Consider the following 14,320-nt stretch of genomic DNA (forward strand, 5'->3'; position numbering starts at 1 on the left):
ATGAGCCGCGGATCCACGAGCCGCGGATTCAGATCCCGAAGAAGCGTCACGGCGCTCGCTCTCGCGCTCACCGCTCCCCTACTCACCGTCCCGCTCACCGCCACCGACGCCACCGCGATCACCGCCCCGGTGGCCCTGACCGCCGACGACCTGCCGACCTGGCAGACCAACGGCATCGTGCACGCCCTCGCCCAGGCCGACGGGACGGTGTTCGCCGGGGGCACCTTCTCGGCGATACGGCCCGCCGGAGCCGCCGCCGGGGATCCCGCCGAGCAACAGGCGGTGAACTTCGCCGCGTTCGACGCGGCGACCGGGGCGCCCACCGGCTGCACCCTGTCGTTCACCGTCGGGGAGGGCGTGGCGACCGTCCGGGCGCTCGACGTCTCGCCGGACGGCCAGACCCTGTACGCGGGTGGCTACTTCGGCGCGGTCAACGGCGTCGGCGTGAACAGCCTGGCCGCGATCGACATCGACACCTGCACCCCGAACCCCGACTTCCACCCGGCCGTCACGGCCACCGTGCGGGCGCTGGACGTGACGGACTCCACCGTGTACCTCGGCGGGGACTTCGGCACGGTGAACGGCCAGACACGGGAACGGTTCGCCGCCGTGGACACGGCCGGGGCGCTGACCGCCTGGACCGCGAACGCGGACGAGCCGGGACGCGCCGTCGAGGTCGCCGCGGACGGGCAGCACGTGGTGATCGGCGGGGACTTCTTCACCGTCAACGGCGCCAACTCGCACGCGCTCGCCGTCACCGACGCCACGACCGGCGCGGTGACGACGGCCTACCCGAGCGGGTTCTTCCCGAACAACTCGGTCGTGAAGGACATCACCGCCGACGCCTCGGGCGTGTACACGGCCAGCGAGGGCACGGGCGGCGGTGTCTTCGACGGCCGTGCGGCCTTCGAGCCGGACACCTTCGCACAGCGCTGGCGCGACACCTGCCTCGGCGCCACCCAGGCCCTGCAGCTGTACCAGGGCGTGGTCTACAGCGCCTCGCACGCCCACGACTGCTCCACGATGGGGTCCTTCCCGGACGGGCAGCGCCGCCATCTGCTCGCCCAGACCACGGCCGACCCGGCGCTGCTGGGCTGGGTCCCGGACACCAACGACGGCATCGGTGAGGGCATCGGCCCGCGGGTCTTCGCCCTCGCCCCCAAGGACGGCACCGACTACCTGTGGGTCGGCGGCGAGTTCACCACCGTCGACGGCACGCCCCAGCAGGCCCTGACCCGGTTCGCCTCCGGCCCCGACACCGGCGCGCCGACCGTGCCGCAGGTCAAGGTGGAGAGCATCGAGGCCGACAAGGTGGCCGTGCACTGGCGCTCCAGCTTCGACACCGACGACAGCCGTCTCACGTACCGCGTGTACAAGGACGGCGGGAGCACCCCGGTGTACGAGGTGACCGGCGACTCGCTGCCCTGGTCCCGGCCCCAGATCACCTGGACGGACCCGGCCGTCGCGGCCGGCGAGACGCACTCCTACCGGATCAGCGCCTCGGACGGCACGAACACCTCAGCCCGGTCCGCCGCCCAGTCGGTGACCGTGGCGAGCGCGGCGGACGCCTACGCGGCAGCCGTCCGCGGTGACGGAGCGGGCCTGTACTGGCGGTTCAACGAGACCGCGAACGCCTACGCGGCCGACAGCTCCGGCGCGGACGACAGCGGCGTCCACTGGAACGCGCCGACGCAGGCCGTCGCGGACGGGGCGGCCGGCTCCGGCTCGTCGGTCGGCTACACGGGGTCGCAGAGCGAGTGGACGTACACCGACAAACGGCACGCCACCCCGTCGGCGTACTCCCTGGAACTGTGGTTCAAGACGACCACGACCACCGGCGGCAAGCTCATCGGCTTCGCCAACAAGGTGCAGTTGACGTCCACGTCCTACGACAAGCACCTGTACCTGAACAACGCCGGCCGCCTCTACTTCGGCGTCTACACCGGCACCGTGCGGACCATCAACACCACCCAGTCCTTCAACGACGGGGCCTGGCACCACGTGGTCGCCACCCAGGGCTCCGGCGGCCTCAGGCTGTACGTGGACGGCACGCTGCGCGCCTCCAACGCCCTGGTCACCACCAGCGAGAACCGCAGCGGCTTCTGGCGGGTCGGCGGCGACAACCTCGACAGCTGGCCCAGCAGGCCGACCAGCCGGTACTACACCGGGCTGATCGACGAGGTCGCGGTGTACGGGAGCGCCCTGACCGCGAGCCAGGTCACCTCGCACTACGCGACCGGGACGGCCCCATGAGGCGCCCCGCCCTCGCGGCACTCCTGCTCCTGCCCCTGCTCGCCGCGTGCGGCGGGGGCGGGGGCGGGGGCGGCGAGCAGCGCACCGAGGCGTCCGGAACCGCGGGGAGTGCTCCGCGCGCGGCCGCTTCGGCGGAGCCTTCGCCGTCTCCCAGCACCGCTGCCGAGAGGAAGCCTTCGAGCGGGGCGTCGTCGTCCCAGGGACCGAAGAACACCGTCCCCGACGACGAACTGACCCCGGTCACCGGGTCGTTCACCAAGGAGGAGAAGAAGTACCTGTCCGGACGCGTCCCCGAGGGAATCGACCCGGCGGCCATCCTGCAGGCCGGTCAGGAGACGTGCGACAAGCTCGCCGCCACCGCGAAGGTCGACCGGGACGCCACCGTGGGGGCGGTCATCGCCGGTGAGGTCAAGGGCGCCGAGGAGGCGGTGAAGGGCCTGTGCCCCGAGCTGAAGTCGCTCATCGAGGACACCGAGGGCGGTTACGCCGACGGCACCCACGCCGATCCCGTCCCGGGCACCTACCGCGCCCTCACCCCGATGGAGGACTGCTCGTGGTCCCTCGACGGGGCGTCGGGCGGCGCGCACCGGATCACGGTCAAGAAGGGCACCGAGTCCTTCACGTCCAGCGGGTGTTACGCCTGGCAGAAGGAGTCGTAGAGCGCGTGGAGGCGGTCGGTGACCGCCTCCAGCGAGAAGGACGTACGGGACAGCTGCCAGGCCGCCGCGGAGGCGGCGTCCTGGGCAGCGGGTTCCAGGAGGGCGATGATCCCGGCGGCCAGGGCCTCCGGGGTCCTCGCCACCCGCCCCGCGCCGGAGCGGGCGAGGTCGTCGGCGAGGCCGTTGGTGGGGGTCACCACCGATGGGACGCCCACCGAGAGGGCCTCCAGGACGGACATCGGGAACGGCTCGTCCACCGAGGGCAGGACATGCACGTGGGTGCGGCGCAGCTCGCCGAGGACCGCACCGGGCGCCAGGCTGCCCAGGTACTCGACGCAGTCGGACACCCCCAGCGCCTCGGCGAGCTTCAGCGCGGCCCCGAGTTCGCCCTCGTCGGCCCCGGCCATCACGAAGCGGGCGTCGGGATGCCGGCGCAGCACCTCGGGTACGGCGGCTACGAAGTCCGCCGGGCGTTTGCGGGCCTGCATCCGGGCCAGGTAGAGCACCCGGGGCGGCCCCTCGGGACGCGGTCGGCGCTCCTGCGCGGGCACGCCGTTGACGAGACGTACCCCGTTTCCGGGGTCGGCGGTGCCCAACACCGCGTCCAGGCCCTTGCGTTCGTATGCCGTGAGGTGCAGGACGGCGTCCGCGCGGCGCAGCACCCGGCGTACCGCGAGGGCGTCCAGCACCTTCGCGAGGGCCTTGTCGCTCGGGTCGACCATGCCGTGCGTCTGGACCACCAGCGGGCGGCGCGCGCTCAGGGCGGCCAGCGCGATCGGCAGGGTGACCAGGTCGCGGGCGAGGTGGACGTGGACCACGTCGGCGGCCTTGACCAGGCGGCGGGCCCCGAGGAGCAGAGCGGGCGAGGTGAGGCCGCTGAACCCGGCGCCGGGTACGACGCGGCGGGCCGGGTAGAGACGGGCGGGGCGGCCGTCGACGTCCGCCGGGAGCGGGCCGTCGAAGCCGGAGCCGAGGGCGACGATCCGGGTGTCGACGCCGCGTGCGGCGAGGCCCCCGGTGAGGTTGACGGCCACGCGCACCGGGCCGCCGAAGGCCTGGGTGGGTGTGTGCAGGGTGACGGCGTGCAGGGCTCTCACGGCGTGGGCTCCTTCAGGGCACGGGTGCCGTCCGCCGTGTGCAGGGTGAGTTCGGGCAGGTCACGGCCGAGGACCGCGCCCGCGCCGACCACCGCGTGCGGCCCGACCGTCACGCCGGCCAGCACGGTCGCGCGTGCCGCGATCCAGGCGCCGTCCTCGACGCGGATGGGCGCGTTGCGGTACCGGAAGTCGGTGCTGCGGTGGTCGTGGCTGCCGGTGCACAGCAGCGCCTCCTGGGAGACGCACACATGGGATCCGATGGTCACCGGTTCGAGGTTGAGCAGCCAGGCGCCTTCGCCGATCCAGGTGTGGTCGCCGATGCTCAGCTTCCAGGGCCACAGGACCCGTACACGGTGCCTGATCAGCACCCCTTCGCCGATCTGCGCCCCGAAGGCACGCAGCAGGGCGACGCGCACCCGCGCCGGGCAGAACCAGGCCATGAACAGCGTGTTCATCACGCAGAACCAGAGCGCCTGGACCGCGATGCCGCGGCCCTTGTCGTATCCGGACAGGGTGAACGTGCGTAGGTCTCGCATGAGTTACCCCCCTCTGCGATCACCCTAGGGATTCCACCCGCCTTTCGCACACAAATCCGTAGACTCTGTGAACGAAACGTAGAGGGGGGCTTATGGCGGCGGGAACTGTGTCGGTGGGAACACATGTGTCCGCGGGAACACAGTGGACTTCGCCGCGCGGCACCCTCCGCCGCGTCCTCGCGCTGCCGCTCGTCCTCGGGCTGACGGTCCTGATGCCGGCCTTCGTCGCCCTGCAGCCCGGCGCCGGCCTGCGCGACCAGGTGTACTGGCTCCAGCTGGTGCTCACCGTGTACGCGGGTGCCCGGCTGTCCGCGATGATCCTGGGCCGGCACCGCAAGCTGCTCCAGGGCACCTTCTGGCTGTTCGTCTACATGGCCATGGGCATCGCGGCGCTCGCGCAGGAGGTGGTCGGCAAGACCCCGGTGCCGGTGGCGGGTTCGCGGTCCGACCTGGCGCTGGCGGTGGCTCTGGTGCTGGTGGCGTGCGCGGCCTTCGACGCGGGGGCGCTGCTGGTGCGGCCGGGGGTGCGGCCTACCGCCCGGACGACGTTCCGGCCGGCGATGGTCTCCAGGCGCCGGCTCGCCGTGCTCATCGCGGTGGCGTTCGTCGGGAGCGGGCTGTTCGTGCTGAAGCTGGGCGGACTCCCGGTGTTCTTCGCCAGCCGGATGGAGATCAACGAGTCGATCGCGGACAGCGGGGTCTCCAGTGCCGGTTCACAGGCCGGTACGGCGATCCTGCGCGGCTTCGGGACGGTGCCCGCGCTGCTCGCGCTGATGGTGGTGACCCGCTGGCTGATCACTTCTCCGCGGGCCCGCGGCCGGCCGCTGCCGTGGATCGCGCTGGTGTCACTCATCGGCCTGAACACGATCGTCAACAACCCGATCTCCAACCCGCGTTACTGGTTCCTGACGGTCCTGCTCGCCCTGCTCTTCACCGTGTTCCCGCAGAGCCCTGCGATGTACCGGGCGGCCCTGTCGCTGGGGGTCGCGGCGGCCGTGCTGATCTTCCCGTTCGCGGACAAGTTCCGCTACGACGACGCCAACACCCGTGCCACCGAGACGACGTCGGTGCTCGATCCGCTGGTGCTCAAGGACTACGACCAGATGGCGATGTTCGCCAACACCATCACGTACGCGGACGCGGGCAACGGCCACACGTACGGCCGCCAGGTCGCCGGCTCCGCGCTGTTCTTCGTGCCCCGGTCCGTGTGGACGGACAAGCCGAAGGACACCGGCGTGATGGTCAGCGAGTGGATGGCGGCGACCAACACCAACCGCTCCTCGCCCCTGTGGACCGAACTCTGGCTGGACTTCGGGCCGTTCGGGATGGTCGCCGGGTTCGGCCTGATCGGGTGGGTGTCCGCCCGGGTGGACCGGCGCTACGCGCACGCGGTGGCCCGGCCGGGACCGGCGGGCATCCTCACCCTGGCCGTGCCCCTGGTCGCCGGTTACTCCTTCATCCTCCTGCGCGGCCCCCTGCTCCAAGCCTCCGGCCGGGTCGCCATCGGCATCATGTGCCTGGCACTCATCACGACGCTGCGCCCGGAGCGGTGGCGACAGCTGCGCTGACGGGCTCCTCCCCGGGCGGGGCCGTCCGCGCGGCCTGCGCCCACGCCGCCGCCCCCTTCAGCGCCGCTACCCGGCCCCCTCCTCCAAGCCTCCGGCCGGATCGCCATCGGCATCATGTGCCTGGCACTCATCACGACGCTGCGCCCGGAGCGGTGGCGACAGCTGCGCTGACGGGCTCCTCCCCGGGCGGGGCCGTCCGCGCGGCCTGCGCCCACGCCGCCGCCCCCTTCAGCGCCGCTACCCGGCCCCCTCCTCCAAGCCTCCGGCCGGATCGCCATCGGCATCATGTGCCTGGCACTCATCACGACGCTGCGCCCGGAGCGGTGGCGGCAGCTGCGCTGACGGGCTCCTCCCCGGGCGGGGCCGTCCGCGCGGCCTGCGCCCACGCCGCCGCCCCCTTCAGCGCCGCTACCCGGCCCCCTCCTCCAAGCCTCCGGCCGGATCGCCATCGGCATCATGTGCCTGGCACTCATCACGACGCTGCGCCCGGAGCGGTGGCGACAGCTGCGCTGACGGGCTCCTCCCCGGGCGGGGCCGTCCGCGCGGCCTGCGCCCACGCCGCCGCCCCCTTCAGCGCCGAGCCCAGGCACAGACCCCAGGCCGCGCCGACGACGCCCGTCCACGCGTAACCGGCCAGCAGCAGTGCGGCCGACACCGGCGAGAACACCAGCTGGACAGGCAGGGTGGCGCGTGGCGCGAGCACCCGCAGGGCGAGCAGCCCGGAGACGCCGAAGGCCATCGCCGCGTACTGGGCACCGGTGGCGGGCAGTACCTCGGCCGCCGACTCCCAGGTGTCGCCGAGGAGTTGACGGCCCCAGGACGCGGGCAGCGCGTACAGCACGGCGCCCCAGCCTGCTGCCACGGCGGCCAGCGCGCCGCCCGCGAGCAGGGCCGCCCGGCGCGGGGCCGGGTGCCGGGTGAGCAGGGGCGGGCCGAAGCCGGTGGCCGCGTTGAAGGCCACGTTGAGCGGTCCGAACAGGGTGGTCGCACCGCGCAGCGCGCCGACGGCGAGCGGGGTCGCGAAGAGGCCCAGGGCGAGGACGGCGAGCTGGCTGGTGGCGTTGCCGACACCGAACTCGACCAGGAAGCGCCGGCCCAGATGGCCCCGTACGAGATAGCGCTTCACGTCCGTCCGCTCGCCCTTGACGTGCGGGCGCAGCAGCGCGAGGGCCAGCAGCAGGGCGGGCACGGCGGACAGGCCCCACACCAGGGTCGTCCGGGCCGCGGAGGCGCCGTCGGGCTGGAGCAGGAGGGCGGGCAGGACGGCCGCGAGCCTCAGCAGATCGGTGAACAGGGCCAGTTGAGGCTTGCGCAGGACGGAGAAGCAATAGCGCAGGGTGTCCTGGGTGAGGGTGACCGGCAGGACCAGGCCGAGGGCCGCGAACACCGCCGCGTCGGCGGTCGTGAGCAGCGCGCCACCCGCGAGCAGCGCCCCCAGCACGGTCGAGGCGCACACCGTGAACGCGACCGCGCTGCGACAGGCCTGGCGCAGCGGCCCGGTCTCGCCGCGGTGCAGCACCAACTCCTGGCCGACGTACGCCCCGAAGCCGCCGAGGAGCACGCTGAACACCACGTACGCCGTGGCGAACAGGGCGAAGGTGTCGGCCTCGCTGTGCCGGGCGACCAGCACCAGGACGGCGATGTTGGTGAGCGCGCTGACCGCCTGGTCGAGGACGGAGCAGAGGGCGGCCGTACGGGCCCTCACCTGCTGCCCGAGGACAGGCTGTCGCGCGTGACGGACTCGGCGGTCAGGGGTGCGGTCGGGATCGGGGCCGGGCCCTGTGCCCTGCGGCGCCCCTTTCGCTGCCGCCCGCCCTGGTGCAGCACCGCACCGAGGACCTGCCCGCCGGCCCCGTCTATGAGTTCCCGGATGCGTTCCAGTGCCGTACGGGCGACCGTGCGCGGGTCGCACACCACGACCACGCCGTCCACGCGGTCGACGAGGGCGAGCGCGTCGGCGTAGGAAAGGACGGGCGGGGCGAGGACGACGACGGTGGTGTTCGGGGCGTCCGCCTGGTCGATGAGGCGGGTGGTGGCCGCGGAGGTGAGGGTGCGGGCCACGTGCGGGACGCGGACGCCGGGGACCAGGTCGAAGGTGCCGGACTCGCCCGCGTCGACGGCGATGTGCCGGGCGCCGGGCCACGGGGTGCCGTCCGCGGGTTCCCGGCCCACCCAGCCGGGACGTGCTCCGGGCATCGCGGGAAGTCTGCGGGCCAGGTCGGGGTGGCGCAGGTCGGCCTCGACGAGCAGGGCGGACATGCCTGTCTCGGCGAAGCAGGCGGTGAGGTTGACGGCGACGACGGCGGCCGTGGTGCCCTCGCCGTTGGGCTCGACCACGAGCAGCCGGCGGCGGTCGGCGAAGTGCCGGTCGTAGGCGAGGCGGAAGGCCACCGAGCGGTACTGTTCGGCGAGCGCGCCGTCGGCGGCGAGCAGGGGTTCCTCCGGAACCCGCGGCAGACTGCCGAGCACCGGGGCGCGCAGGGCCCGCGAGACGGTGTCGGCCGAGCGGGCCGCGGGATCGAAGATCATCCGAAGCCAGGCGCCGAGCAGCCCGAGGGCGAGGCCCACCACTCCGCCGAGCGCGATGAGCATCGGCATACCGAGGCCCTCCGCCTTGACCGGCCGTTCGGCCTTCACCGTGACATAGCCCGGGGTGGTGTCGAGGGCCTTCAACTCGCTGATGTCGTTGGTGAGTTCGGTGATCTGGCTGAGCAGGTTGGCCTGCGCGGCCAGGGCGGTGCCCTTCTCGGTGTCGCTCTGCAGCTGGTCGATCTGGTCGAGGAGGTCCTCGCGCTGCTCGGCGAGCGGGTCGAGCTGCTTCTTGTAGCCCGAGATCATGTTGGAGACCGTGCTGGTGGTCTGCGTCTCGCGGTAGTCGAGGTAGGCCTCGGCGAAGGCGGCGGCGCCGTCGGCGGCGGCCTTCGGGGTGCCGGCGACATAGGTGAACTTCAGGACCAGGGTGTCGGGCGGGTTGGTCACCTGGAGGCGTCCCTGCAGGTCCCCGGCGTCGTCGGCGCTGCGGCCGAGCTGCTCGGCGGCCCGTTCGGCCACCGCGTTCCCGGCGGCCGTCTGCCGCTCGCTGCCGATGTTGATCTGCTTGTCGACCGAAACGCCGTTGGTGGCATACGGGTTGATGGTCGCCGCCCGGACCAGCACCTCGCTGGAGGACTCGTACGAGGCGACCGATCCGTAGCCGAACCAGCCTCCGGCGAGCAGGCCCGCCAGCAGTCCGCCGGCCACCAGGACGCGGTGCCGCAGGACCTGCTGGACCTGGTCGCGCAGGAGCTCGGGCTCGTCCTGCTGCCCGCGTATGTCGTCGTTCATGCGCGTGCCGCTCCTTCGTGGGCGGTGCTGCCGAGTGCCTCGTCCAGCAGGTCGTCCAGGCGGCCGAGTCCGGCCGCGCGGCTGAGCCGCTCATCCACGTACACGGGCCCGCGGGCGCCGAGCCGGTCCGCCCGGGCGGGGTCGGAGGCGAGGTCCTTGAGCGTGGTGAGCAGGGCGCCCGGGTCCTCCGGCGGGACCAGGACGCCCGCGCCGGAGCGGCGCACCTCGTCGGCCGTGCCGCCCTCGGCCGCGACGGAGGCGATCACTGGCCGCCCGGCGGCGAAGTACGAGGTCAGCTTGGACGGCACGCTCATGTCGAGCACGGAGGCCCGCTGGGTGACCGCGAGGACGTCGGCGGCGGCCAGGACGTCCGGGAAGTCGGCGGTCTCTGCCGGCGGCAGGAAGTGCAGGTTGGGTACCTCGCGGGCGCGTTGCTCAAGGGCCGTGCGCTGGTTGCCGTCGCCCATCAGGACGAAGTCGACGCCGGGGTCCAGCCGGGCCGCGTCGACCAGGACCTCCAGTCCCTGCTTGAGGCCCATGTTCCCGGAGTGCAGGACGACTTGGCGGTCGGCGGCCCAGCCCAGCCGGGCCCTGGTCTCGGCTCGGTCCTTTGACGGACGGGCCACGTGGGACCAGTTGGGGACGAGCCGTATGCGGGCCGGGTCGACGCCCATGGCCTCCACCCGGGGCAGGAAGCTGTCGTGGATGACGCCGACGAGGGCCGCCCGGCTCAGGGCGTACCGCTCGGCGCGTGCGGCCACGGCCGCCGCCCGGTCGCCGCCGCTGATCCCGCTCTGCGCGGCCGCCGCCCCCATCAGGTCCTGGACGACCGGCACGAACGGCACCCGGTGCCGGGCGGCGATCCGCGCCGCCACCACCGCACCGGCCAGGCTCGGCATCTGGGCGACCACCGCGTGCGGGCGGGGCATGCGGGGCGGGGCGGCCAGCTGGTGGGCGAGCAGAGAGGCCTCGAACAGGGCCCGGCGCAGGGCGGTCTGCCGGGCCGGCACGGTGTGTTTTCGCCGGTGGACGGTCACCCCGCCGCGCGTTTCCCGGGCCTGCCAGCGGCCCGCGTAGGCCGGGTCGAGCCGCCAGGACGGGTAGTGCGGCATGCCCGCGAGGACATGGGCGTCGGCGCCGCTCGCGGCCCAGTGCTCGGCGAGCTGGGTGGCATAAGGGCCGATGCCCGTGTGCTCGGGAGCGTAGTTGGTGGAGACCAGCAGCAGCGTGCGGCCGGCACAAACGTGGTCCTGCCCGGTGTGGGCATGCGTGGGCTCGAATCCGGTCAACGCCGGTCCCCTTCCCCCCAGAAGCGATCCTTGACCACCTTAACTGTTCACCCGATCTCCAGATGGACTTCACAGTAAGGTCGTTGCACCATCAGCCCGTGCTGACGGGCTGACGTTCACCGTGGGGGGAGAACGCATGGTTCATCGTGTCGGCTACGCGCCGGGCGTCTACGACCTGTTCCACATCGGTCACCTCAACATCCTCCGGCATGCCCGCAGCCAGTGCGACTACCTGGTCGCCGGGGTGGTCTCGGACGAGATGGCCGAGCTCGCGAAGGGGCGCCGGCCGGTGATACCGCTGCCGGAGCGGCTGGAGATCGTGCGCAGTGTCCGGCACGTGGACGCAGCTTTCGTGGAGACCGTGCCCGACAAACTGGAGACCTGGCAGCAGGTCCGCTTCGACGTGATCTTCAAGGGCGACGACTGGCGGGGCACCGAGAAGGGCGCCCGGCTGGAGCGCGACTTCGCGACCGTCGGCGTCGAGGTCGTCTACTTCCCGTACACCGTGCACACGTCCAGCACCCTGCTGGGCAGGGCGCTGGACGCGCTGGTCACGCCGGGATCCGGGGAAGCGCGGACAGCTCCCTGAACCACTTCGCCAGGAACGCCACGAGGAACAGTCCGTGGACGACGGCGAGGACGGCATAGGCCGCCCGGAACACCCCGGGCGCTCCCAGCGTGAGGAAGACCAGGCAGAACACCCCGTAGTCCACCGGCAGCAGGGCGATGGCCCGCAGCCGGGAGGGCGGAGCCGCCGGGGTGTTCCCCGCATCGTCCTGAGCGGGCCTGCCCCGCTTGAGCTGCTCGGTCAGCAGGCCGCCGCAGAACGTGACCACGGCGGCCAACTGGAAGCCCAGCGGCAGCAACAGCCAGCCATCACCGGGGAGTTCGAAGAACCGGTAGAAGGCGATCAGCACCGCCGCGTGCAGGGCGACCATCTTGGCGCAGTCCACCACGTGGTCGAGCCACTCCCCCGCGGGCCCGCCCTTCCCGGTGAGCCGCGCGAGCTGTCCGTCGGCCGAGTCGAAGGCGAAGCCCACCACCAGAGCGGCGTACACCGCGAGCGCCAGCGGCCAGGACGGCCGTACGAGTGCCACGGCCGCGATGCCGCAGAAGGTGAACGCGGCGCTCACCAAGGTCACTTGATTGGGCGTCAGCCCCACTCGGTACGCCCCCGCCGCGAGCACCCGCCCGGCCGGCCGGTTCACGTACCGCGAGTAGAGCGACACCCCCTTCGCCGACTTCTGCGCACCGCGCAACGCCGTCAGAGTCCCCACGAGCCCCCCTCGTGTCCCCGTGCTGCTGCACCGCCCCCGGCGCCACGGTGAACGCAATGATGACACGCGGTGAACGGGACCAGGGCGGTTGTTCGAGACGCTAGCCGACGTCGACGGAATACGACTTGGTGTCCAGCCGGCCGGTCCCCTTGAAGACCTCGGTGCCGGACTCGATGCCCGAGACGTACTTGTCGTTGCTCAGGAGCTTGCGGCGGACCAGGGCCTGGGTGAAGTCGTCGAGGTTCAGGGTGGCCTTGGTGGTGTTGGTGCGGCGGACGAAGGAGTAGACGTTCCAGCCGATGTCGCCCTGGTAGATGTCCCACATCGCGCCGCCGAGGCTGACGCTGCCGTACTTGGTGCCGAGCGGGCCGGCCCCGCCCTGCCGGTTGAGCCAGATCATGATCTCGTCGGTGGGCTGGTCCTGCCAGTCCGCGGTGTTCTTGGTGTGCAGCCACAGGTCGTAGGCGACGTTCATGGTGCCGGGGGTCGAGTTCAGCGAGAACTCCCAGGTGGTCTTCACCCGCTTGCGGTCGCCGACCCGGATCGGCAGCCCGGTGGACGCCTTGTCGACCTTCCAGCCCCAGTGCCAGCCGAGGACCGTGCTGGCGTACGACTTCACGTCGTAGTCCTTGCCCGTGGCGCTGTTGGCCAGGCTGTAGCTCGTACCCCACGAGATGGTCGAGCCCGACCGCGCGTTGTCCCAGACGCACTGGGTGCCGGTGTACTTGCCCTCGTTCCAGAGGTTGTTGTTCACGTAGTACTTGCCGAGCGTGATCGTGTCGAAGGCCGCGCACTTCTTGCTCGACTCGTCCGCCTGGGCGACGGTGATGCCGGCCGCGGCCGCGAGGGCGACCGTGGTGGCGACGAGGGTCTTCGCCTTCTTGGACAGGTGGGGACGGCGGTGCTGCATGGGGGTCCTTCCGGGGGGTTCCTGCTACGACCTCCCAGTGGTCGCCGGCTCGCGAAAGGTTGCCGTCGGATCGGCGGGCGGGCGTGGGGCGCCTTCGCGGCCGCCGCCCGCCCGTGTTCCATGGCTCCCCGGGGCCGGGCGTGGTAGGCAGGAACCCCGCAGCCCGGAAAGACCGGGTCGGCCGCGGATCACCCCCATTCGGCCCCACATCCGCAAGTCCCTGTCGAAGCGCTTCGACAACCTATGGACACCCACCCCCGGTGGAGCTACTGTCGAACCACCCTCACCCGCCCTTATTCGCAACGCGCACTGTCGAAGCGCTTCACAAATCTTGGAGAGCTGGATGGTCACCCTCGCCGAGGTCGCCCAGCACGCCGGAGTCTCGGCGAGCACGGTGAGCTATGTCCTCAGCGGCAAGCGGTCCATCTCCGGGGCCACCCGGCAGCGGGTCGAGCAGAGCATCCGCGAGCTCGGCTACCACCCGAACGCGGGCGCCCGTGCCCTGGCCAGCAGCAAGTCGAACATCATCGCGCTGATGATCCCGTTGCGCACCGACATGTACGTGCCGGTGATGATGGAGATCGCCATCGCGGTGGCCACCACGGCCCGCACGTACGGCTACGACGTCCTGCTGCTCACCGGCGAGGAGGGTCCCGACGCCGTGCGCCGCGTCACCGGCAGCGGGCTCGCCGACGCGATGATCCTGATGGACGTCGAACTCGACGACGAGCGGCTGCCGCTGCTGCGCGGCACCGACCAGCCGTCCGTGCTGATCGGACTGCCCGCCGACACCTCCGGCCTGACCTGCGTCGATCTCGACTTCAAGGCGACGGGCGCGCTGTGCGTCGAGCACCTCGCGAAGCTCGGCCACCGCGACATCGCTGTCATAGGCGAGGCCCCGGCCGTCTACGAACGACACACCGGCTTCGCCGAGCGCACCCTGGACGGACTGCGCACCCGCGCCCAGGAACTGGGCGTACGGCTGCTGCACCGGCCGTGCGAGGGCGGGTACGACGCGATGGCCGTGACCTTCGCCCGGGTCCTGGACGAGCGCCCCGGCACCACCGGGTTCGTCGTGCAGAACGAGTCGGCGGTCGAGCCGCTGCTCGCCCTGCTGCGCCAACAGGGCCGGGCCGTGCCCGAGGACGTGTCGGTGGTCGCGATCTGCCCCGACCAGGTCGCCGTCCAGGCCTCGGTGCGGCTGACGTCGGTCGCCATCCCCGCGCAGGAGATGGGCCGGCACGCCGTGGAGCGTCTGGTCGCCAAGCTCGACGGCCACGGGACCGACGAAGTCGTGCTGATCGCCCCCGAGTTGACGGTACGGACGAGCACCGGGCCCGCCCCGGCCGTCGCCCCCTGACCTTCGCCCCCTCCGCTCTTCCCTCTGACGCCGTGCCCCGCCAGGGC

General features: G+C 72.3%; 12 protein-coding genes. 5 read left to right on the forward strand and 7 right to left on the reverse strand.

Annotated features, from left to right (window positions below; translation table 11 throughout):
* Window positions 1–2,253 carry a LamG-like jellyroll fold domain-containing protein gene (locus OG252_RS16030; RefSeq protein ID WP_443068492.1) on the forward strand — a complete coding sequence of 751 codons (2,253 nt, stop codon included), beginning with the start codon at window positions 1–3 and terminating at the stop codon, window positions 2,251–2,253.
* Window positions 2,250–2,912 carry a hypothetical protein gene (locus tag OG252_RS16035; RefSeq protein ID WP_329336816.1) on the forward strand — a complete coding sequence of 221 codons (663 nt, stop codon included), beginning with the start codon at window positions 2,250–2,252 and terminating at the stop codon, window positions 2,910–2,912. The genes OG252_RS16030 and OG252_RS16035 overlap by 4 nt, the downstream gene beginning before the upstream one ends.
* Here the strand turns inward: OG252_RS16035 and OG252_RS16040 are convergent.
* Together OG252_RS16040 and OG252_RS16045 are read right to left on the reverse strand one after the other, a co-directional pair.
* Entirely contained in the window at window positions 2,888–4,009 is a 1,122-nt protein-coding gene (locus OG252_RS16040) for a glycosyltransferase (protein WP_329336818.1), read from the reverse strand. The two genes, OG252_RS16035 and OG252_RS16040, sit on opposite strands and share 25 nt — an antisense overlap.
* Window positions 4,006–4,545, reverse strand: coding sequence for a WcaF family extracellular polysaccharide biosynthesis acetyltransferase (locus tag OG252_RS16045; protein ID WP_266433149.1), 540 nt, complete (start codon window positions 4,543–4,545; stop codon window positions 4,006–4,008). The genes OG252_RS16040 and OG252_RS16045 overlap by 4 nt, the downstream gene beginning before the upstream one ends.
* Before the next feature lie 92 nt (window positions 4,546–4,637).
* Here OG252_RS16045 and OG252_RS16050 point away from each other — a divergent pair, with 92 nt between their 5' ends.
* Entirely contained in the window at window positions 4,638–6,113 is a 1,476-nt protein-coding gene (locus OG252_RS16050; protein ID WP_406495789.1) for a hypothetical protein, read from the forward strand.
* Window positions 6,114–6,585: 472 nt separating this feature from the next.
* Here the strand turns inward: OG252_RS16050 and OG252_RS16055 are convergent, their stop codons facing one another.
* From OG252_RS16055 to OG252_RS16065, 3 genes are read right to left on the reverse strand one after another with little or no spacing between them, the layout of a single operon-like run.
* Window positions 6,586–7,818: a hypothetical protein gene (locus tag OG252_RS16055; protein ID WP_329336821.1), complete on the reverse strand. Its 1,233-nt coding sequence runs from the start codon at window positions 7,816–7,818 to the stop codon at window positions 6,586–6,588.
* Window positions 7,815–9,437: a lipopolysaccharide biosynthesis protein gene (locus OG252_RS16060; protein ID WP_266433152.1), complete on the reverse strand. Its 1,623-nt coding sequence runs from the start codon at window positions 9,435–9,437 to the stop codon at window positions 7,815–7,817. The genes OG252_RS16055 and OG252_RS16060 overlap by 4 nt, the downstream gene beginning before the upstream one ends.
* On the reverse strand, window positions 9,434–10,657 hold the full coding sequence (locus OG252_RS16065) for a glycosyltransferase (RefSeq protein WP_329345148.1): 1,224 nt from the start codon (window positions 10,655–10,657) through the stop codon (window positions 9,434–9,436). The genes OG252_RS16060 and OG252_RS16065 overlap by 4 nt, the downstream gene beginning before the upstream one ends.
* Before the next feature lie 205 nt (window positions 10,658–10,862).
* Between OG252_RS16065 and OG252_RS16070 the strand changes: the two genes are divergently transcribed.
* Window positions 10,863–11,315, forward strand: coding sequence for an adenylyltransferase/cytidyltransferase family protein (locus tag OG252_RS16070; protein WP_266433153.1), 453 nt, complete (start codon window positions 10,863–10,865; stop codon window positions 11,313–11,315).
* On the opposite strand, the gene OG252_RS16075 is transcribed toward OG252_RS16070, so the two are convergent.
* Window positions 11,278–12,003: a CDP-alcohol phosphatidyltransferase family protein gene (locus tag OG252_RS16075; protein WP_329336824.1), complete on the reverse strand. Its 726-nt coding sequence runs from the start codon at window positions 12,001–12,003 to the stop codon at window positions 11,278–11,280. The two genes, OG252_RS16070 and OG252_RS16075, sit on opposite strands and share 38 nt — an antisense overlap.
* 100 nt (window positions 12,004–12,103) lie before the next feature.
* Window positions 12,104–12,913 (reverse strand): GH12 family glycosyl hydrolase domain-containing protein, encoded by an 810-nt coding sequence (locus OG252_RS16080; protein WP_329336826.1) that lies wholly within the window; start codon window positions 12,911–12,913, stop codon window positions 12,104–12,106.
* 343 nt (window positions 12,914–13,256) lie between these two features.
* On the opposite strand from OG252_RS16080, the gene OG252_RS16085 reads away from it, so the two are divergent.
* Window positions 13,257–14,273: a LacI family DNA-binding transcriptional regulator gene (locus tag OG252_RS16085; RefSeq protein ID WP_266433160.1), complete on the forward strand. Its 1,017-nt coding sequence runs from the start codon at window positions 13,257–13,259 to the stop codon at window positions 14,271–14,273.
* The last annotated feature ends 47 nt before the right edge of the window (window positions 14,274–14,320 follow it).

The sequence above is a fragment of the Streptomyces sp. NBC_01352 genome, from assembly GCF_036237295.1.
GTDB lineage: Bacteria > Actinomycetota > Actinomycetes > Streptomycetales > Streptomycetaceae > Streptomyces > Streptomyces plumbiresistens.